18 protein-coding genes are annotated in these 18,439 nt (G+C 74.3%); 12 read left to right on the top strand and 6 right to left on the bottom strand.

Translation table 11 applies throughout. The features are described 5' to 3' along the window. The first annotated feature begins 12 nt into the window (after window positions 1–12). The 8 genes from ACFV8H_RS01300 (at window position 13) to ACFV8H_RS01265 (ending at window position 9,302) form a co-directional block, all read left to right on the top strand. Window positions 13–453 (top strand): acyl-CoA thioesterase, encoded by a 441-nt coding sequence (locus ACFV8H_RS01300; RefSeq protein ID WP_375886190.1) that lies wholly within the window; start codon window positions 13–15, stop codon window positions 451–453. Next, window positions 450–2,828 (top strand): FAD-dependent monooxygenase, encoded by a 2,379-nt coding sequence (locus ACFV8H_RS01295; RefSeq protein ID WP_380396003.1) that lies wholly within the window; start codon window positions 450–452, stop codon window positions 2,826–2,828. Before ACFV8H_RS01300 ends, ACFV8H_RS01295 begins: the two co-directional genes overlap by 4 nt. Before the next feature lie 9 nt (window positions 2,829–2,837). Beyond that, window positions 2,838–3,806 (top strand): carbon-nitrogen hydrolase family protein, encoded by a 969-nt coding sequence (locus tag ACFV8H_RS01290; protein WP_380396002.1) that lies wholly within the window; start codon window positions 2,838–2,840, stop codon window positions 3,804–3,806. Window positions 3,807–3,819: 13 nt separating this feature from the next. Continuing rightward, the gene (locus tag ACFV8H_RS01285; RefSeq protein WP_380396001.1) at window positions 3,820–4,953 is read left to right on the top strand and encodes a cupin domain-containing protein; all 1,134 of its coding nucleotides are present in this window, start codon (window positions 3,820–3,822) and stop codon (window positions 4,951–4,953) included. A 14-nt stretch (window positions 4,954–4,967) separates the two neighbouring features. Further along, window positions 4,968–5,891 (top strand): fumarylacetoacetate hydrolase family protein, encoded by a 924-nt coding sequence (locus ACFV8H_RS01280; RefSeq protein WP_380396000.1) that lies wholly within the window; start codon window positions 4,968–4,970, stop codon window positions 5,889–5,891. 16 nt (window positions 5,892–5,907) lie between these two features. Further along, window positions 5,908–6,660: an Asp/Glu racemase gene (locus ACFV8H_RS01275; protein WP_380395999.1), complete on the top strand. Its 753-nt coding sequence runs from the start codon at window positions 5,908–5,910 to the stop codon at window positions 6,658–6,660. Window positions 6,661–6,795: 135 nt separating this feature from the next. Then, window positions 6,796–7,638 (top strand): PaaX family transcriptional regulator C-terminal domain-containing protein, encoded by an 843-nt coding sequence (locus ACFV8H_RS01270; RefSeq protein WP_380395998.1) that lies wholly within the window; start codon window positions 6,796–6,798, stop codon window positions 7,636–7,638. After that, the gene (locus tag ACFV8H_RS01265; protein WP_380395997.1) at window positions 7,635–9,302 is read left to right on the top strand and encodes an amidohydrolase; all 1,668 of its coding nucleotides are present in this window, start codon (window positions 7,635–7,637) and stop codon (window positions 9,300–9,302) included. The genes ACFV8H_RS01270 and ACFV8H_RS01265 overlap by 4 nt, the downstream gene beginning before the upstream one ends. A 32-nt stretch (window positions 9,303–9,334) precedes the next feature. Here ACFV8H_RS01265 and ACFV8H_RS01260 read toward each other — a convergent pair whose 3' ends face one another. Next, window positions 9,335–9,856 carry a universal stress protein gene (locus ACFV8H_RS01260; protein WP_380395996.1) on the bottom strand — a complete coding sequence of 174 codons (522 nt, stop codon included), beginning with the start codon at window positions 9,854–9,856 and terminating at the stop codon, window positions 9,335–9,337. Window positions 9,857–10,040: 184 nt separating this feature from the next. On the opposite strand from ACFV8H_RS01260, the gene ACFV8H_RS01255 reads away from it, so the two are divergent. Next, window positions 10,041–10,676: an alpha-ketoglutarate-dependent dioxygenase AlkB gene (locus ACFV8H_RS01255; RefSeq protein WP_380395995.1), complete on the top strand. Its 636-nt coding sequence runs from the start codon at window positions 10,041–10,043 to the stop codon at window positions 10,674–10,676. Window positions 10,677–10,694: 18 nt separating this feature from the next. On the opposite strand, the gene ACFV8H_RS01250 is transcribed toward ACFV8H_RS01255, so the two are convergent. Genes ACFV8H_RS01250 through ACFV8H_RS01240 form a run of 3 tightly spaced genes read right to left on the bottom strand, consistent with a single transcriptional unit; the run spans window position 10,695 to window position 13,868 of the window. Continuing rightward, on the bottom strand, window positions 10,695–11,546 hold the full coding sequence (locus ACFV8H_RS01250; RefSeq protein ID WP_380396156.1) for a carbohydrate ABC transporter permease: 852 nt from the start codon (window positions 11,544–11,546) through the stop codon (window positions 10,695–10,697). A gap of 5 nt (window positions 11,547–11,551) precedes the next feature. Further along, window positions 11,552–12,532, bottom strand: coding sequence for a carbohydrate ABC transporter permease (locus ACFV8H_RS01245; RefSeq protein ID WP_380395994.1), 981 nt, complete (start codon window positions 12,530–12,532; stop codon window positions 11,552–11,554). Window positions 12,533–12,560: 28 nt separating this feature from the next. Beyond that, entirely contained in the window at window positions 12,561–13,868 is a 1,308-nt protein-coding gene (locus ACFV8H_RS01240) for an extracellular solute-binding protein (RefSeq protein WP_380395993.1), read from the bottom strand. Window positions 13,869–14,198: 330 nt separating this feature from the next. On the opposite strand from ACFV8H_RS01240, the gene ACFV8H_RS01235 reads away from it, so the two are divergent. Both ACFV8H_RS01235 and ACFV8H_RS01230 read left to right on the top strand, forming a co-directional pair. After that, the gene (locus ACFV8H_RS01235; RefSeq protein ID WP_380395992.1) at window positions 14,199–15,035 is read left to right on the top strand and encodes an IclR family transcriptional regulator; all 837 of its coding nucleotides are present in this window, start codon (window positions 14,199–14,201) and stop codon (window positions 15,033–15,035) included. A 227-nt stretch (window positions 15,036–15,262) separates the two neighbouring features. Continuing rightward, a complete protein-coding gene (locus ACFV8H_RS01230; RefSeq protein ID WP_380395991.1) occupies window positions 15,263–15,973 on the top strand; it encodes an alpha/beta hydrolase in 711 nt (236 codons plus the stop codon). A 45-nt stretch (window positions 15,974–16,018) separates the two neighbouring features. Here ACFV8H_RS01230 and ACFV8H_RS01225 read toward each other — a convergent pair whose 3' ends face one another. Beyond that, the gene (locus ACFV8H_RS01225; protein WP_380395990.1) at window positions 16,019–16,543 is read right to left on the bottom strand and encodes a universal stress protein; all 525 of its coding nucleotides are present in this window, start codon (window positions 16,541–16,543) and stop codon (window positions 16,019–16,021) included. A 173-nt stretch (window positions 16,544–16,716) separates the two neighbouring features. Then, window positions 16,717–17,388 carry a TetR/AcrR family transcriptional regulator gene (locus tag ACFV8H_RS01220; protein ID WP_380395989.1) on the bottom strand — a complete coding sequence of 224 codons (672 nt, stop codon included), beginning with the start codon at window positions 17,386–17,388 and terminating at the stop codon, window positions 16,717–16,719. Window positions 17,389–17,523: 135 nt separating this feature from the next. Between ACFV8H_RS01220 and ACFV8H_RS01215 the strand changes: the two genes are divergently transcribed. After that, window positions 17,524–18,348, top strand: coding sequence for an MOSC domain-containing protein (locus ACFV8H_RS01215; RefSeq protein WP_380395988.1), 825 nt, complete (start codon window positions 17,524–17,526; stop codon window positions 18,346–18,348). Window positions 18,349–18,439 lie beyond the last annotated feature (91 nt).

The raw sequence follows: 18,439 nt of genomic DNA, 5'->3' as shown, positions 1-18,439 counted from the left end.
AGAAGGGCCGCCGTGACACACCGATCCGAGCCGGAGCCCGCCCCGGCCGCCATCACCATCGAGCGCCGGGTCGAGTGGTCGGACACCGACGCCGCCGGGCACTACCACTTCTCCGCCGTCCAGCGCTGGGCCGAGGCCGCGGAGGCGGCGCTGCTGCGCCGGCTCGGCCTGGCCGAGCTGTTCGGACGGATCCCCCGGGTACACTTCGAGGCCGACTACCGGGAGCGGCTCTGGTTCGGGGACGTGGTCCGCACCGAGCTGCGGGTGGTCCGGGTCGGCGGCTCCTCGCTGCACTACGCCTTCGAGGTGCACGGCCCGCAGGGGCTGGCCGCCAGCGGCCGGATGTCGGTGGTGCACGCCGCGCCGCGGGTCAAGGGCGCCGAGCCCTGGCCCGACCCGGTCCGCCGGGCGCTCACCGAGGCCGGTCCGCAACAGCCCGAGGTGGTCGCGTGACGGGCGGGCAGCAGAACTCGACGGGCGGACCGCGCCGGATCGCGGTGATCGGCGCCGGCCCCGGCGGGCTCTACTTCGCCGCCCTGGCCAAGCAGTTGGACCCCGCCCGCGAGATCACCGTGTTCGAACGGGACGGCCGGGAGGACGCCTTCGGCTTCGGCGTGGTGTTCTCCGACGAGACCCTGGACGGCATCGCCCAGGCCGACCCGAAGGTCTTCGCCGCGATCAGCGCCGAGTTCGCCCGCTGGAGCGACATCGACATCCGCTACGCCGGGCAGGTCCGCACCAGCGGCGGGCACGGCTTCGCCGCCCTGGACCGCAACCGGCTGCGCGCCGTCCTCCAGGACCGCTGCGCCGAGCTGGCGGTGGACGTGCGCTACCGCACGCCCGCCCCGCCGGCCGACCGGCTCGCCGCCGAGTACGACCTGGTGGTGGCCGCCGACGGCATCCACTCCGGCACCCGGGCCGCCCGCCCGGAGGCGTTCCGCACCGAACTGGACGAGCGGCACTGCCGCTACATCTGGCTCGCCACCGACAAGGTCTTCGAGGCCTTCACCTTCATCGTCGAGGAGTTCGACTTCGGCACCGTGCAGGTGCACGCCTACCCGTACAGCGCCACCCGCTCGACCTTCATCGTCGAGATCGCCGCCGACGCCTGGCGCCGGGCGGGCTTCGAGGCCCTCGCGGCACGGGAGTTCGCGCGCGGCGAGAGCGACCTGGCGAGCGTGGAGCGCTGCGCGGAACTGCTCGCCGGGCACCTGGACGGCCACCGGCTGATCCCCAACGCCTCCCGCTGGATCCGCTTCACCACCGTCCGCAACGCCAGTTGGCGCCACGGCAACACCGTGCTGCTCGGCGACGCCGCGCACTCCGCGCACTTCTCGATCGGCTCGGGCACCAAGCTGGCCCTGGAGGACGCCCTCGCCCTGGCCGCCGCGCTGAGCGAACACCCCACCCCGGACGGCGCGCTGGCCGCCTACGAGGCCGAGCGGCGGCCGGTGGTGGAGTCCACCCAGCGGGCCGCGCAGGCCAGCCTGGAGTGGTTCGAGACGGTGGGGCGCCGCACCGGGCGGGACCCGGACCGGTTCGCCTTCGACCTGCTCACCCGCAGCCGCCGGGTCACCTACGGCAACCTGCGGGCCCGCGACCCGGAGTTCACCGCCGCCGTGGACGCCGCCACCGGCGGCTCCCCCGGGGTGCCGCCGATGTTCCGGCCGCTGAAACTCGGCGCCCTGGAGCTGCGCAACCGGATCGTGGTGCCCCCGCTGGCGACCTTCACCTCCCCCGACGGACTGCCCAGCGCCTTCGACCGGGCCCAGCTGACCGCCCACGCGCTCGGCGGCGCCGGGCTGGTGATCGCCGGGATGACGGCGGTCAGCCCCGAGGGCCGGGCCACCGACCGCTGCCCCGGGCTGTGGACCGACCGCCAGGAGGGCGCCTGGGCGGAACTGCGGCGCGCCGTCGCGGCGGTGAGCGACACCCCGGTCGGCCTCCAGCTCACCCACGCCGGCCGCCGGGGCGCCACCGCCGCGCCCGGACCGGACGGCATCGGCCGCCCGCTCGCCGACGGCTGGCCGCTGCTCGCCCCCTCGCCGCTGCCCTGGGACGCCGGCAGCGCCGTCCCGCACGAGGCGAACGACGTCCACCTGGCCGTCGTCACCGCCGACTTCGCGGCCGCCGCCGAGCGCGCCGCCCGGGCCGGGTTCGACGTGCTGGAGCTCCAGTTCGGCCACGGCCACCTGCTCTCCGCCTTCCTCTCCCCGCTCACCAACCACCGCACCGACGGCTACGGCGGCCCGCTCGCCCACCGACTGCGACTGCCGGTCGAGGTGCTGTCCGCCGTCCGCGCCGTCTGGCCCGCCGGGCGGCCGCTGCTGGTCCGGATCTCGGCCGCCGACTGGGCCCCCGGCGGCACCACCGAGGACGAGGCGGTGGCGATCTGCCGGGCGCTGGGCGAGGCCGGGGCGGACGCGGTGGACGTCTCCACCGGCGAGGTGGTGGCGCACCAGCGGCCGCCGTACGGGCGCGGCTTCCAGACGCCCTTCGCCGAACTGGTCCGCGCCGCCACCGGCCTGCCGACCGTCGCGGTCGGCGCGATCTCCGGCCACGACGACGCCAACTCCGTCCTGCTGGCGGGCCGCGCCGACCTGGTCGCGGTCGGCCGGGCCCAGCTGCACGACCCGTTCTGGACCCTGCACGCCGCCGCCGACCAGGCGTACACCGGCCCGGGCGCCCCCTGGCCCGCGCCCTGGCTGGCCGGGCGCCGCAGGCCGCCGGGCCCGGGCGCCGACAAGGTCGCCCCGCGCCTGCACCTGCTGCGGGAGGCCGCCCCGCCCGTCCACCGCCGCTGGCGGCCGGCTCCGGCCGGGCAGTGAGGAGGACCCATGGACCTGCCGCGCTTCACCGCCGCCGCCGTCCAGGCCGCCCCGGTCTACCTGGACCCGGCCGCCACCGTGGACAAGGCCGTCGCCCTGATCCGGGAGGCGGCCGGCCGCGGCGCCGAACTCGTGGTCTTCCCCGAGGTCTTCGTGCCCGGCTACCCGTACTGGAACTGGACGATGACCCCCGTGCAGGGATCCCCCTGGTACGAACGGCTGTACCGCGCCGCTGTGGACGTCCCCGGACCGTACGTGGACACCCTGTGCTCGGCCGCCCGGCAGGCCGGGGTGGTGCTGGTGATCGGCGTCAACGAGCGCGGCCGGCACAGCCTCGGGGTGCTGTACAACAGCCTGCTGATCATCGGCTCGGACGGTGAACTCCTCGGCGTGCACCGCAAACTGGTCCCCACCTGGGCCGAGAAGCTGACCTGGACCCAGGGCGACGGCAGCTCGTTGAAGGTGCACCGCACCGCCGTCGGCCCGCTCGGCGCCCTGGCCTGCGGGGAGAACACCAACACCCTGGCCCGCTTCACCCTGCTGGCCCAGGGCGAACTCGTCCACGCCGCCGCCTACATCGCCCTGCCGGTCGGCCCCGAGGACTACGACATGGCGGAGGCGATCGCACTGCGCGCCGCCGCCCACTGCTTCGAGGGCAAGCTGTTCACCGTGGTCTCCTGCTCGACCGTGTCGCCCGAGATGGTCGACCTGATCGCCGGCGACGACCGCCAACTGCGCAGCCAACTCGCCCGCCCGCACAGCGCGTTGTCCGGGATCTTCGGACCGGACGGCCGGGCGGTCACCGAACCGCTGGTCGACGAGGAGGGCATCGTCTACGCCGAGATCGACCTCGGCCGCTGCATCCAGCCCAAGCAGATGCACGACATCGTCGGCCACTACAACCGCTTCGACGTCTTCCGGCTGCACGTGGACGACCGCCCGCTGCGGCCCCTGACACTGCCCGACGAGGAATCGTGACCGAGGAGGAGTCATGAGCACCGAAGGCACCTACGACGACGGCCGGATCGGCCGGGCCCGCGTCAACGACAGCCCCGAACTGCTCGCCTACTACGAGGAGTTGGCCAAACACGAGGCCGGCGCCCTGTGGACGGTGGCGAACGAGATCGAACCCTGGTACCCGCAGCCGAAGTCCGTCCCGGTGCTCTGGCGCTACGCCGACCTGCGCCCGCTGGTCCGCAAGGCCCTCCCCCTGGTGAAGGCCGACGACGCGGGCCGCCGGGTGGTGATGCTGGTCAACCCCGGGCGCCGCGAACTCAGCGCCGCCGTCGGCCTGTTGTACACCGGCCTGCAGATCATGGGCCCCGGCGAGGCGATGACCGCACACCGCCACCAGGCCTCCGCCCTGCGCTTCGTCCACGAGGGCACCGGCGCCTGGACGATCGTCGACGGCCAGAAGCTCCGGGTCGGCCCCCGCGACTTCGCGATCACCCCCAACAGCACCTGGCACGAGCACGGCAACGAGGCCGAGGACAACCCGGTGATCTGGCAGGACGGCCTGGACATCCCGCTGGTCAACACCCTGGACGCCAACTTCTACGAAGTCCACCCGGACCTCTACCAGCGCCCCGGCCCGGTCCCGAACTCCTCCCTGCTCAGCTACGGCGGCAACCTGCTCCCGTACGGCATCGAGAAGTGGACCCGCCCGTACTCGCCGCTGCTCGGCTGGCCCTGGGAGCCCAGCTACCACGCGCTGTGCCGACTGGCCCGCGCCACCGAGGGATCCCCGTACGACGGCGTGATCATGGAGTACACCAACCCGGTCACCGGCGGCTCGGTGATGCCCACCATGGCCGCCCACCTCCAGCTGCTCCGCCCCGGCCAGGCCACCCGCGCCCACCGGCACACCGGCTCGGTGGTCTACACCGCCGCCAAGGGCCGGGGCGTCTCGGTGATCGCCGGGCAGCGCTTCGAGTGGCAGCAGGGCGACATCTTCGTCGTCCCGTCCTGGGCCTGGCACGAGCACGAGAACCTCGACCAGGGCGAGGACGCCTGCCTGTTCTCCTTCAACGACTTCCCGGTGATGCACTCCCTCGGCCTCTACCGCGAGGAGGCCCACCCGGCCCACGACGGGCACCAGGACACCCCCGAGCCCACCGCCCCGTAACAGGAGTCCACCCGATGCAGCTGCTGACCTTCCGCGCCGACGGCGACCCCACCCCCCGGCTCGGCGCCCGCACCGACGGCGACCGGGTCGTCGACCTGACCGCCCTGGCCACCGCCGCCGGGGCCGAACTCCCGCCCGACCTGCTGGGGTTGATCCGGGCGGGCGAACCGGCCCTGGCCACCGCCCGTGCCCTGACCGCCCGCGCCCTGACCCCTGGCGCCCTGACCGCCGGCGCGCCGGCCACCCGGCCGCTCGCCGAGGTCACGCTGTGCGCCCCGCTGCGCCCCGGCAAGATCGTCGGGGTCGGCCTCAACTACGTGGAGCACGTGGCCGAGTCCCACCGCACCCTGGACACCGAGCGCGAACTCCCGGACCGCCCGGTGCTGTTCGGCAAGCCCACCACCGCCGTCACCGGCCCCGGCGGGCCGATCCTGCACAACGCCGACCTCACCAAGCAGCTCGACTGGGAGTGCGAACTCGCCGTGGTGATCGGCGAGCCCGCGTTCCGGGTGAGCGAGGCGGACGCCTGGCGGCACGTGTTCGGCTACAGCATCGTCAACGACATCAGCGCCCGCGACCAGCGCCGGAGCGGGCAGTGGTTCTTCTCCAAGGGCCAGGACAGCTACGCGCCGTTCGGCCCGGTCGTGGTCACCGCCGACGAGATCCCCGACCCGCAGCGGCTCGACCTCTCACTGCGGGTCAACGGCGAACTGCGGCAGGACTCCAACACCCGCCACATGCTGTTCGGCATCGCCCGGCTGATCGCCGACATCTCCGCCGGGATGACCCTGGAACCCGGCGACGTCATCTCCACCGGCTCCCCCTCCGGGGTCGGCGCCGGCATGGTCCCGCCGCAGTTCCTGCAGCCCGGCGACCTGGTCGAGGCCACCATCGAGCGGATCGGCACCCTCGCCAACCCCGTGATCGACGCCCGCTGAGAGGAGTCCGGCGCAGATGACCACCTACCGGATCGGCCAGATCGTCCCGAGCTCCAACGTCACCATGGAGACCGAAGTCCCGGCCCTGCTGCGGGCCCGCGAGGCGGTCGCCCCGGAACGGTTCACCTTCCACTCCAGCCGGATGCGGATGACCAGGGTCACCCCCGAGCAACTGCGCGCCATGGACGGCGAGTCCGACCGCTGCGCCGCCGAGCTCTCGGACGCCCGGGTCGACGTGATCGGCTACGCCTGCCTGGTCGCGGTGATGGCCACCGGCCCCGGCTACCACCGCGAGGCCGAGCAGCGGCTGCACCGCCGCACCGTCGAGAACGGCGCGCCCGCGCCCGTGGTGACCAGTGCCGGCGCCCTGGTCGCCGGGCTGCAGGCGCTCGGCGCGCGGAAGGTCGCGATGGTCACCCCGTACCTGCGACCGCTGGCCGCGACGGTGGTCGACTACCTCGCCGGGGAGGGCATCGAGGTGCTCGACCACGCCGCGCTGGAGATCGCCGACAACCTCGACGTGGCCGCCCACGACCCGGCCCGGCTGCCCGGGATCGCCAAGGGCCTGGCGCACGGCGACGCGGACGCGGTGGTGCTCTCCGCCTGCGTGCAGATGCCCTCGCTGTCCGCCGTCGAGGAGGCCGAGCAGCAGCTCGGCAAGCCGGTGGTCTCGGCGGCGATCTGCACCACCCACCAGTTGCTCCGGGCGCTCGGCCTGCCCGCCGTCGCCCCCGGCGCCGGGCACCTGCTCTCCGGCGCGTACGCCTGAGCCACGCCCGGCCTGAGCCACGCCCGGCCCCCACCCGTCCCGAGGCCGACCCGCACCAACCCGCCACCGGCCCGCGCCCGACCCGCGGTGCCGTCGCTATGATCACCACCAGCCGTCGGGGAGGAGGGCCCGCAGATGCCGGAGAGCACCACCCGGCCCAGCTCCCTGATCAACACCGTCTACGGAGAGTTCGTCCGCCGCCTCGGCGGCTGGATATCGATCGCCGACCTGATCGCGCTGATGGCCGAGCTGGACGTCGACGGCCCGGCCGTCCGCTCGGCCATCTCCCGCTTGAAGAAGGCCGGCACCCTGCTCCAGGAGCGCCGTTCGGGCACCGGCTACCGGCTGGCCCCGGCGATGGGCCCGGTGTTCGACGAGGGCGACCGCCGGATCTTCCACAGCCTGGAGCCCGCCGAGCTCGCCGACGGCTGGGTGGTGGCGGTCTTCTCGGTACCGGAGTCCGAACGCGCCCACCGCCACCAGCTGCGCTCCCGGCTGAGCTGGCTCGGCTTCGGCAACGCCGCCCCCGGCGTCTGGCTGGCCCCCGCCCGGCTGCTGCCGGACGCCCGCCGACTGCTGGAGCGCCTCGGCCTGAGCGCCTACGTCCACCTGTTCCTCTCCGCCGAGTACGCCGGCTTCGCCGAACTCCGTACGGCGGTGGCGACGTGGTGGGACCTCCCGGCGATCGAGGCGCAGTACTCGGCCTTCACCGACGCCTGGCGGCCGGTCGCCGAGCAGGCGCGCGGGCGGGAGCGGATCGACCCGGTCGAGGCCTTCCGGGACTACGTGCCGATGCTCACCCAGTGGCGCCGGCTGCCGTACCTCGACCCCGGGCTGCCCGCGCCGCTGCTGCCCGACCACTGGAACGCCGTGCCGGCCCGCGCGGTGTTCACCGAGGTGCACGGGCTGTTCGCCGAGCCGAGCCTGCGCTACGTCGAGAAGGTCACCGGACTGTCCCACCCCCAGGAGCTGCCATGACCGCCCCGGACCGCACCCCCGCCCTGGACCGCACCCCCGCCCCGGCCACCAGCACGCCCCCCGCCGATCTGCTGATCCGCGCCGCCGCCGTGCACACCCTCGTCCCGGGCGGGGCGCCGCAGCGGGCGGTCGCCGTCACCGGTGGCCGGATCACCGCCCTCGCCGCCGAACCGAGCGGCCTGGACGCCCTGGTCGGGCCGGGCACCGAGGTGGTGGACGCCCCGGACGCGACCGTGCTGCCCGCCTTCGACGACACCCACACCCACCTGATCCTGGCCGGGCACAGCGTCCACGGCGTCCCGGTGCACCGGGCCCGGGACCTCGACGGCTTCCTCGCGCTGATCCGCGAACGGGCCGCCCGCACCCCCGCCGGGGAGTGGATCGCCACCACCGTCAACTGGCAGGAGGTGCTGCTCGCCGAGCAACGCCTGCCGACCACCGCCGAGTTGGACGCCGTCACCACCGATCACCCGGTGCTGGTGCGCCGCGGCGCGTACAACATGGTGCTCAACTCGGCCGCGCTGCGGCTGGCCGGGATCGACGAGTCCACCGAGGTCCCGGACGGCGGGGTGATCGAGCGGGACGAGCGGGGGCGGCTGACCGGCCGGCTGATCAACCGGGCAGTCGAGGCGGTGGAGCGGGTGCTGCCGCGGCCGACGCTCGCCGAGCGGATCGAGGGGCTGCGCGCGGCCTCCGCCGACTACGCGGCCACCGGGATCGGGACGGTGCGCGACTGCCTCGTCCCGGTCGAGGACCTCGACGTGCTGGACGCGGCCCGGGCCGCGGGGGCGCTCGCCGTCCGGGTCCGGGCCCTGGTCTCCGGCTTCGCGGCGCGCACCCCCGCACAGGTGGACGCCCTGCTGGACCGGATGGACGCCTGGCGCGCGGACGGCCGGGACGATGCCCGACTGCGGCTGTGGGGCGTCAAGTTCGGCATCGACGGCGGCTTCGAGGCGGGCGCCCTGGAGCAGCCGTACCAGGGGCAGCCCTGCTACCACGGGCGGCTGCTCTGGGAGCCGGCCGAGCTGCTCGCCGCGGTGGAGCGGGTGGTCGGGCGCGGCTGGCGGGTGGGTGTGCACGCCTGGGGCGACCGCGGGCTGCGGGTGCTGCTGGACGTCTTCGAGCAGGTGGTGAAGCGCCACCCGGGGCTGCCGCCGGGAACGCTCGTGGTCGAGCACGGCGGACTGGCCCGGGCCGACCAGCGGGCCCGGGCGGTCGCGCTGGGCATCCCGGTGACGGTGCAGCACCCGCTGCTGCACGACGGCGCGCTCACCCAGCAGCGGGCCTGGGGCGAGGAGCGCACCGCCGCGCTGTTCCCGCTGCGCGAGTGGCTGGACGAGGGAGCGCAGCTGTCGGCCGGATCGGACTTCCCGGTCGGCCCGTACGGCGCGATGGTGTCGGTGTGGGGCATGACGACCCGCGGCACCACGGCCGGGGTGGTCGGCCCCGAGCACGCGATCGGACGGGCCGAGGCGATCGCGCTGCACACCGTGAACGCCGCCCGGCTGACCGGCGAGGAGGCCGAGCGGGGCAGCCTGCGGCCGGGGGCGCTCGCCGACCTGACGCTGTGGCCGGTCGACCCGCTGCACTGCCCGACGGCGGAACTGCGCGGGCTGCTGCCGCTCCGTACGGTGATCGGGGGCCGAACCGTGCACGGGGGATGACGGCCCGACCGTGCACGGCAGTTGATGGACCGTCAGGCCGCGATGAGCTCCCGCAGGTCGATGTCGCCGCGGTGCAGGGCGCGCAGGTCCTCGTGCAGGGTGGACGGCGGGACGACGAGCACGCCGCCGCGTGCGTGGTCGAGGCAGTGGCGGGCGACCGAGCCGCGCAGCAGTCGGCGCAGGCGGCCGCGCAGCGAGCCGTGCCGGCCGGCGCTGATCACCAGCAGGTCGCCGGGCCGGTCGGCCAGTGCGGTCAGCACCGGGCCGGGCTCGCCACGCATCACCAGCGGCTGCACCGACAGGCCGATCGGCAGGCCGCCGAAGGCCTGGCCGAGGGCGCTCTCCAGCCGGGCCCCGGCGGCGTCCTGCCAGGCACGGAGCAGCGGCGGGCAGGGCCGGGCGCGGTAGCTGCGCTCGCCGCCGACCGGGGTCCAGGCCAGCACCGGGACGAGGACGGCTCCTCGGGCCCGGGCCTCCTCCGCCGCCCGGTGCAGGGCGGTCAGGCTGTGCAGGGAGCCGCTGACTCCGACGATGACGCGGGCGCCGTCCGACATGATCCTTCGCTTTCCGATGTGAAGCCTATCCAGTGTCTGCGATTATGCTGCCACAGCGTCGCACGAACCTACAAATCAAAGGCATTCACTGAATATCGCCTTGCAATCGCCCTGACTGGACGCCCAGGTCGGCCCTGTCCAGATAATTCGAGCACCTGTTCGATTCACGGCGTACGCTGGCCCCATGCCCGGCACCGTCCACCTCCAGCCCTCGCTGTTCGAAGAAGCCGCCGACCCCCGGCTCGGCCCGCTCGACGGCGTCCAGCGCCTGCTCCTCGGCGACGGCGCCTGGCTGGACGTGCTGCCCGGCTGGCTGCACGGCGCCGACCGGCTGTTCGAACAGCTGGCCGCCGACGTCCCCTGGCGGGCCGAACGGCGCGAGATGTACGAGCGGACCGTCGACGTCCCCCGGCTGCTCGCCTCCTACGGCGCCGACGCCGAACCGCCGCACCCCGTCCTCGGCCTGGCCCGGTCGGCGCTGAGCCGGCACTACGCGGCGGAGCTGGGCGAGCCCTTCCGCACCCTCGGGCTCTGCTACTACCGGGACGGCCGGGACAGCGTGGCCTGGCACGGCGACCGGATCGGGCGCGGCGCCCGGGAGGACACCATGGTGGCGATCCTCTCCGTGGGCGAGCCGCGCGTCCTCGCGCTGCGGCCCCGGTACGGCGGCGGCGCCGTCGTCCGCCGGCCGCTCGGCCACGGGGACCTGGTGGTGATGGGCGGCTCCTGCCAGCGCACCTGGGAGCACGCGATCCCGAAGACCGCCCGCCCGGTCGGCCCGCGGATCAGCATCCAGTTCCGCCCGTACGGGGTCGCCTGAGGGCCACCCCCTCGCTCATCAGTCCTTGACCGCGCCGGCCAGCCCGGACACCAGCCTGCGCTGCACCGCGATGAAGAACACCAGCACCGGCACCGTCATCAGCGTGGACGCCGCCATGATCCCGCCCCAGTCGTTCTCGTCCGGCTTGAAGAACACCAGCAGCGCGGAGGGCAGCGTCTGGTTCTGGCTGGCGCTGATGATGAAGGTCTTCGCGAAGACGAAGTCGTTCCACGCCGCGATGAAGGAGAACACGCTGGTCGCGGCCAGGCCCGGGGCCACCAGCGGCAGCAGGATCCGCCACAGGATGCGGGTCCGGCTCGCCCCGTCGATCTGCGCGGCCTCCTCGATCGAGACCGGCACGGCCGCGACGAAGCCGCGCATCATCCAGATCCCGAACGGCAGCGAGAACGCCAGCTGCACCAGCACCAGCGAGGCCAGGGTGTTCAGGCCGACGCCCGGGGCGAACCGGCCGGCGTCGCGGAACATGAAGAACAGCGGGATGGTCAGCGCCTCGACCGGGATCATCTGGGCGATCAGGAACATCACCATGATCGTGGTGCGGAACCGGAACCTGAACCGGGTCACCGCCACGGCGGCCAGGAAGACCACCACCGCCGACAGCACCACCACCGACAGCGCGACCACCAGGCTGTTCACGAAGTACCGGCCGAAGCCGTCCACGCTGAGCACCTGCCGGAAGCTGTCCAGCGTCGGGTGGGCGGTCCACGGCCTCGGGTCCAGCGACTGCACCTCGCCCTTGGGCTTGAAGGCCGAGAGCACCATCCAGAAGATCGGGAAGGCGGTGACCACCGCCAGCACCACGGCACCGCTGTTCGCCGCGAGCCGCCACCGGCCGCGGGGGTTGCGCAGGGCGTTCACAGCTCGTTCCCCGTCCGTCGCAGGCTGCGGATGTACAGGACCGTCGGGACCACCAGGATCAGCAGCATGATCACGCCGATCGCCGCGCCCAGCCCGTACTGCGAGGAGGCGAAGGCCTTCTGGTACGCGTACACGTTGAGCACCAGGCTCTGGCCGGCGATGCCGCCGCCCTCGGTCATCACGTAGATCTGGGTGAAGACCTTGAAGTCCCAGATCACCGACTGGATCACCACGATGGTCAGGATCGGCCGCAGCATCGGCGCGGTGATCCGGCGGAAGGTGGTCCAGGTGCCGGCGCCGTCCAGGGCGGCGGCCTCCATGACCTCCTCCGGGATGGCCCGGATGCCCGCGTAGAGGGTGACCATGACGAACGGGTAGGAGTGCCACACCACCACGGCGCCGACGATCAGGAACGCCGTCCACTTGTCGTAGAACCAGTTGAACTCGTGGAAGCCGCTCAGTCCGAGCCGCACCAGGGTGTGGTTGACCAGCCCGAGGTTGGTGTCGAACAGGAAGCTCCACACCGTCGAACCGGTCATCGCGGGCGCCGCCCAGGCGGCCATCGCCGCCGTGGTCAGCACCAGCCGCGGCCAGCGGCCGACCCTGGTCAGCAGCACCGCGAGGGTCGCGCCGACGGCCAGGGTGGCGACCACGCAGAAGGCGGCGAAGCCGACGGTCTGCACCAGCACCGTCCAGAACTGGCCGTCCGCCAGGATCTTCGCGTAGTTGCCGAGGCCGACGAAGGAGGTCGGGACGCCGCCGGAGGCCTGGGCCTGCCCGAAGTCCAGTACGGACAACAGCCCGAGCTGGTAGATCGGGTAGGCCACCAGCGGGACCAGGATGACCGCGGCCGGCAGGAGCAGCAGCAGCGGGGGCCGTCGGCGCCGGCCGCCCGGGGGTGCGGCCGGCGCCCTGCCCCCACGGCGCCGCCGCGGGGAGGCCGGCGCCGACGGGGCGGTCGTGGTGGATGCGGACACGTGCGGGACCTGCTCTCTGCTCGGCGGGTCAGTGCGCGGCGAAGGCCGAGTTGATCTGCGCCGCGGCGTCGGCGGAGGCCTTGGCCACGTCCGCCTTGCCCGTGACCACCTGCTGCAGCATGGTCGGGATCACCGCCTGGGCGTCGATCTGCGCCCACGCCTGGTCCAGCGGCACGAAGCGGGTGCCGGCGGCGATGGTGTCGGTGAACGGCTTGAGGAAGGCGTCCTTCGCCCCGACCTCGGCGCTGACCGACTTGAGCGTCGGCAGGTTGCCCATCGCGTCGTACATCTGCGCCTGGTAGGCCGGGCTCGCCAGCAGCTTCGCGAACTCCACCGCCAGCGTGCGGTGCTTGGCCGCCTTCATCACCCCGAGGTTGTTGCCGCCCGCGAAGGCGGGGGCGATCGAGCCGGCCTTCTCCCCGGGCAGCGGCACCACGCCGTACTTGCCCTTGACCGCGCCCGCCTCCACCTTGCCGCGGTTGGAGTTGACCAGGATCGCCATCGCCGACTTCCCGGCCGCGAACAGGTCGACGGTCTTGCCGCCGGTCAGGTCCGCGCACTGCTGGGCGGGGCAGCCGTCCGGGCCGAACAGGTCGGTGTAGCGCTTGATCCCGGCCTGCGCGGCGGGCGAGTCGATGGCGGCCTTGAAGGCCGTGCCGTTCTTGGCGGCGATGTCGCCGCCCGCGTCCCAGACGAAGGGCAGCGCGCCGAAGGTGTACTTGCCGCCGACCGCGATGCCGAAGGTGTCCGGGTCCGCGGCGTGGATCTTCGCACCGGCCGCGACCAGTTCGGCGTACGACGTGGGCGGGTTGAGCCCGGCCTCGGTGAACAGGTCGGTGCGGTAGTACAGGGCACGCACGCCGACCCACCACGGCAGGCCGTAGGTCTTGCCGTCGACCACCGCCGTCCCCGCGATCGCCGGGTCGAGGTCGCCCTTGGCCTGCCACGTGTCCAACTCGGCGCCGATCTCGGCCAGTCCGCCGGCGGCGACGTAGCCGGGCAGGTCGGTGTTGCCGAACTCGACCAGGTCGGGGGCGCTGTTGGGGTCGTTGAAGGCGCCCTTCATCTTGGCCGCGCGGGCCGAGGCGTCGGTGTCGATGTAACCGACCTTCACCGTGACGCCCTGGTGGGAGGCCTGGAACTCGTTGACGGCCTTGGCCACCACGGCCTCCTTGGCCGCGTTGCCCGCCTCGTTGTACAGCCACACCTGGAGGGTGCCGGTGCGGTCGTCGGCCTTGTCGCCGGCCGGCACCGCGGTGCCCGGGGCGCAGGCGGTGGCGGCGAGGCAGCAGGCGGCGAGCGCGACGGCCGCGGCGGCCCGACTGGTGAGTCGCATGGGTGGAGACCTCCCCTCCCGACAGCTGCCGCCGAGACGCTCCCCGCCGGGGGACGGGCGCGTCGAAGCAGGCCCTGACCGGGGCCGATGGTGGGTGAAGTGGTGGGGGTGACGGCAGGGCGCAGCGCCTCGGGTGGGCGACGCCGCCTGCTCGATGGCAGGGACGTTAGGCGTGGGCGATCGGGCCCAACAAGAGGTGGTTCACGAAGTTTTGCACTGCACAACGTTGTATCGAGGATGCGCCGACCCGGGCCCGAAGGGGTACGTTCTGACCACCCCCGCCGACGTGCGGGGGCCACGCCAGCAGAACCCGGACCAGGGAACGGACCCATGACGGAGACGTCGCCCCAGCAGCCCACGACGGCGGCCGCGCCCGCGTCGAAGCCCACGACCGAGCGCAACCAGTCCTCCTCGCTGCGCCGCGCACTCGCCGTCCTCGGCCACGTCCGCGACCACGGCGACGGGCGCGGCGTACCGCTAGCCCAACTCGCCGACGCCCTGGGCCTCAACAAGAGCACCGTGCTCCGACTGGCCGGCCCGCTGCTCGACGAGCACCTGCTCGAACGGGACCGCGAGACCGGCTGGTTCCGCCTCGGCCACGGCTCGCTCCGGCTCGGCCAGGCCTACCTGACCACCCTCGACCTGCGCAGCGTCGCCGCCGAACACCTGCGCCGGCTCCAGCGCGAGGCCGGCGAGACCGTCCACCTGACCGTCTGGCAGGCACCCGGGATCGTCTACCTGGACAAGGTCGAGGACGAGACCAACGTCCGGATGGCCTCCCGGGTCGGCAGCCGGGCGCCCGCCTACTGCACCGCCACCGGAAAGGCGATCCTCGCCTGGCTGCCCGAGGAGGCGGTCACCGAGGTGGTCGCGGCCGGCCTGCGCCCGGTCACCGCCTGGACCATCGCGGACGAGACCCGGCTGCGCGCCGACCTCGCCCGGATCCGCGCCCGCGGCTACTCGATCGACGACCGGGAGAACGAACCCGAGGTGCGCTGCGTGGCCGCGCCGATCTTCGACCACACCGGCGAGGTCACGGCGGCCCTGTCCGTCTCCGGCCTCACCTCCCGGATGACGGCCGCCCGGGTCCGCGCCCTCGGCCCGGTCGTCGCCCAGGCCGGCCTGCGGATCTCCCGCGAACTGGGCTCCGACCGCCAGCCGTCCTGAACTCCCGCTCCCCGCGGGCGGAAACGCGAACGGGGCCCGGCACCCGTGAAGGTGCCGGACCCCGTCCGAACCGTGGAGCGCCAGGCCCGGATCGCACGGACTCTTCCTACTGAAAGTAGGACGTGCTCTGGTAGCACCGCTGACGCCTGACGAGAGATCATCTCCCTCGCGACAGGAAGTACAGTAGCAGCTCCGTGACCACCCATCGAATCGGAGGCGAACCCGGCATGACGACCGCGCGACCGGAGGCCGTTCCGTACGCGGACGGACGGCTGTTGGACGTCCACCGCCCCACCGCCACCGACTCCGGGCCCGCCCCCGTCGTCCTGCTCTGGCACGGCTCGGGCCCCGACGAGCGCGACGTGCTGCACACCCTCGCCCAGGAGGCCGCCGGACTCGGCCTGCTGGTCCTCGTCCCGGACTGGCGCTCCGACCGGGCGGACGGCGGCCGCGCCGAACTGCTCGCCTCGCTGGCCTTCGCCCGGCGCAACGCGGCGGCGTACGGCGGGGATCCGGACCGCTTCGTGCTCGCCGGCTGGTCGCTCGGCGGCCGGGAGGCCGTGGCGGTGGCCACCCACCCGGACACCCCGGCCGAGCTGCGCCCCACCGCCGCCGTCGGCATCGCCTCCGCGTACGGCCGCCCGGCGGCCACCACCGGGGACGTCCCGCTCGACCACCTGGCGGCGGGCCCGTCCCCGGTGCCGGTCCTGCTGGTGCTGGGCACGGCGGACGAGGTGGTGCCCGGCTGGCTGACCCATCAGCTGCACGCGGTCGTGCCGACCGCCGAACTGCTCGAACTCCCCACCGACCACGCCGGCGTGGTGATGACCGCCTACGACCCCGGGGCCAACCGCTGCCTGCCCGCCACCGACCCCGCCACCCTGGCGGCCGGCCGGCAGACCGCCGCACTCCTCGCCCGGGCGGCCGGGCTCCGGTAGGGCCTGGCGCTGCCCAACAGCCCTACTCCGCGCGCCAGTTGCCCGCTAGTTGCCCGCCACCAGGTCCCGCAGGCCGTAGCCGCGCTCCAGCGCCTCCAGGTCCCGCTGCAGGGGCGGGCGCGGCACGGTGAGCACCGGGCAGGCCGCGTGCCGGACGCAGTAGGCGGTGACCGACGGCCGGATCAGCCGGGAGAGGCAGCCCCGCTCCCGTCCGGCGCCGAGCACCAGGACGTCGCCCGGCCGGTCCGCGCAGCGCAGCAGCGTGTGGGCGGTCTCGCCGCGCACGGCCTGGCAGCGCAGCCGGGCTCCGGCGTACCGCCCGGCGAAGGCCTCGTCGAGCGCCTGCCGCAGCCGGGTGACGGCCGCGTCCCGGCCGGCGCCGACCACCGGCGGGCAGACCGAGCGGCGGTACCCGAGCTCCTCCCCCGGCGGGGTCCAGCACAGCACCGCGAGCACCTCGGCGTCCGTCCGCCGGGCCTCGGCCACCGCGTGGTGCAGGGCCGCGAGGCTGCCGAGCGACCCACTGACGCCGACCACGATCCGGCCGTCGCCCGCACCCGTGTCCGCCATCCCCCGCCCCGCCTCTCCGTCCGCGCCGCCGCCCCCGGGCGGATCACCCCAGCTAACCGGCGCACCCGAGCCCGCCCGTACCCGTTGACACGGTCCTGACGCCCCACCCGGCGTTCCGTACGCGTCCCTGATGCCGACAGGAGGGCAGGGAGGCGGGGGGAGGGCGGGGGCGGTCAGGCCTCCGGGGCCCCGGCCTCCCACAGGTCCGCGAACATCCGGTCCAGGTGCTCCTCGCCGATCGGCGGGACCGGCAGCGGGTGGGCGGCCCGCGCGCGGAAGCCGTCCAGCAGCAGGGCGAGGTAGCGGCGCCAGAGGTCGGGGCGCAGCTCGGTGGCGGCGGGCAGGGCGCGGCAGAGCGGGCCGAGCAGGAAGAGCAGGTCCATGGTGACCACGTCGCGCCGCATGGTGCCCTGCTCCTGGGCGCGGGCGATCAGCGCGGTGACGGTGGCGGCGTGCCCGCGGCTGATCTCGATCATGCCGGGGATGACCGGGATGGCCTGGGTGACCAGGTCGTTGATGCCGCGGTCGGCGGCGACGAGGGCGAAGATCCGCTCGAAGTAGCCCTCCAGGCCGGTCCAGGCGTCCTCGGCGGCGAGCGCCTCCCGCCCGGCTTCGGCGAGTCCGGTTCCGGCGTCCGCGAAGACCTCGGCGATCAGCGCCTCGCGGGTCGGGAAGTGCCGGTAGAGGGTGGCGTTGCCGACGCCGGCCTCCTTGGCGATCTGGTCCAGCGGGACGTCGAGGCCGTGCCGGGAGAACATCTCGCGGGCGGCGGCGAGCAGCTGGTCCCGGTTTCGCTGCGCGTCGCGCCGGAGCCGTCCCGGGGGGTTCGCGCTGCTCGGTGCCATGGGCAGACCCTAGCAACCGCACGGCCGCCGGGTGTTCACCGGCACGACGGCCGGTCCGTTCCGCGCCCGCCCTGCAACTACCCTACGGGGGCGAGGAGAAGAGCGGCCCGAGCGGCCGCGGACCACGGGGGCGACATGGCGACGGTGACGGAACTCCGGTACTACCCGGTGAAGGGCTGCGCCGGGGTGCGCACGGAGCGGGCGGAGGTCACCGCGGCGGGGCTCGCGCACGACCGGGAGTTCATGGTGGTGGACCAGGACGGCGTGTTCCGCTCCCAGCGGCGGGATCCGCTGCTGGCGACGGTCCGCCCGGCGGTGGCGGAGGGCGGCGCCCGGCTGTCGCTGGCCGCGCCCGGGGTGGAGCCGGTGGCCTTCGCCGTGGACACCGCGGGCCCGCGCCGCAAGGTCGAACTGTTCGGCGTGCCGTACCCGGCCGTCGACCAGGGCGGGAAGGTGGCCGCCTGGCTGTCCCGGGTGCTGGGCGCGCCCAGCCGGCTGGTCCGGGTGCCGCCGGAGCACGACCGGGCGACCGACGGGCTGACCCCGGGGACCTCGGGCTTCGCCGACAGCAGCGCGATGCACCTGCTCTCCCGGGCGACCCTGGACGACTTCAACGCGCGCACCGGCGAAGGCGTCGCCCCGCTGCCGGTGGAGCGGTTCCGCCCGAACCTGGTGGTGGACGGCTGGCCGGATCCGCACACCGAGGACCTGCTGCGCCGCTTCCGCGTCGGCGGCGCCGAGTTCGGCTACACCAAGCTGGCGATCCGCTGCGCGGTGACGCTGGTGGACCAGTCGACCGGCGCCAAGGCGGGCCCGGAACCGCTGCGCACCCTGGCGCGGTACCGCCGGGCGGCGGTCGGCGGGGTGGCGCTCGGCAGCAAGTTCGCCGTACTGCGCCCGGGCACCGTGCAGGTGGGGGACGAGCTGGCGGTGGGCGACTGGGGGCCGTCCGAGCTGTGACGCGGGTCCCGGTACGACGGTGGCCCGGCGGAAGGATACCCCCGGGCCCCGGCGGAACCGGGCACAGCCCCACGTGGACTCAGCCCATACC

The sequence above is a fragment of the Kitasatospora sp. NPDC059827 genome (genome assembly GCF_042731675.1).
GTDB lineage: Bacteria > Actinomycetota > Actinomycetes > Streptomycetales > Streptomycetaceae > Kitasatospora.
The sequence above is the reverse complement of the archived record's forward strand: the minus strand, read 5'-3'. Positions and strand labels throughout refer to the sequence as shown.

Bases quoted from the DNA above. Each gene is read 5' to 3' on its own strand.
- ACFV8H_RS01290 (WP_380396002.1), top strand. From the start codon at position 2,838: ATGGACCTGCCGCGCTTCACCGCCGCCGCCGTCCAGGCCGCCCCGGTC.
- ACFV8H_RS01285 (WP_380396001.1), top strand. From the start codon at position 3,820: ATGAGCACCGAAGGCACCTACGACGACGGCCGGATCGGCCGGGCCCGC.
- ACFV8H_RS01280 (WP_380396000.1), top strand. From the start codon at position 4,968: ATGCAGCTGCTGACCTTCCGCGCCGACGGCGACCCCACCCCCCGGCTC.
- ACFV8H_RS01275 (WP_380395999.1), top strand. From the start codon at position 5,908: ATGACCACCTACCGGATCGGCCAGATCGTCCCGAGCTCCAACGTCACC.
- ACFV8H_RS01270 (WP_380395998.1), top strand. From the start codon at position 6,796: ATGCCGGAGAGCACCACCCGGCCCAGCTCCCTGATCAACACCGTCTAC.
- ACFV8H_RS01265 (WP_380395997.1), top strand. From the start codon at position 7,635: ATGACCGCCCCGGACCGCACCCCCGCCCTGGACCGCACCCCCGCCCCG.
- ACFV8H_RS01260 (WP_380395996.1), bottom strand. From the start codon at position 9,856: ATGTCGGACGGCGCCCGCGTCATCGTCGGAGTCAGCGGCTCCCTGCAC.
- ACFV8H_RS01255 (WP_380395995.1), top strand. From the start codon at position 10,041: ATGCCCGGCACCGTCCACCTCCAGCCCTCGCTGTTCGAAGAAGCCGCC.
- ACFV8H_RS01240 (WP_380395993.1), bottom strand. From the start codon at position 13,868: ATGCGACTCACCAGTCGGGCCGCCGCGGCCGTCGCGCTCGCCGCCTGC.
- ACFV8H_RS01235 (WP_380395992.1), top strand. From the start codon at position 14,199: ATGACGGAGACGTCGCCCCAGCAGCCCACGACGGCGGCCGCGCCCGCG.
- ACFV8H_RS01230 (WP_380395991.1), top strand. From the start codon at position 15,263: ATGACGACCGCGCGACCGGAGGCCGTTCCGTACGCGGACGGACGGCTG.
- ACFV8H_RS01225 (WP_380395990.1), bottom strand. From the start codon at position 16,543: ATGGCGGACACGGGTGCGGGCGACGGCCGGATCGTGGTCGGCGTCAGT.
- ACFV8H_RS01220 (WP_380395989.1), bottom strand. From the start codon at position 17,388: ATGGCACCGAGCAGCGCGAACCCCCCGGGACGGCTCCGGCGCGACGCG.
- ACFV8H_RS01215 (WP_380395988.1), top strand. From the start codon at position 17,524: ATGGCGACGGTGACGGAACTCCGGTACTACCCGGTGAAGGGCTGCGCC.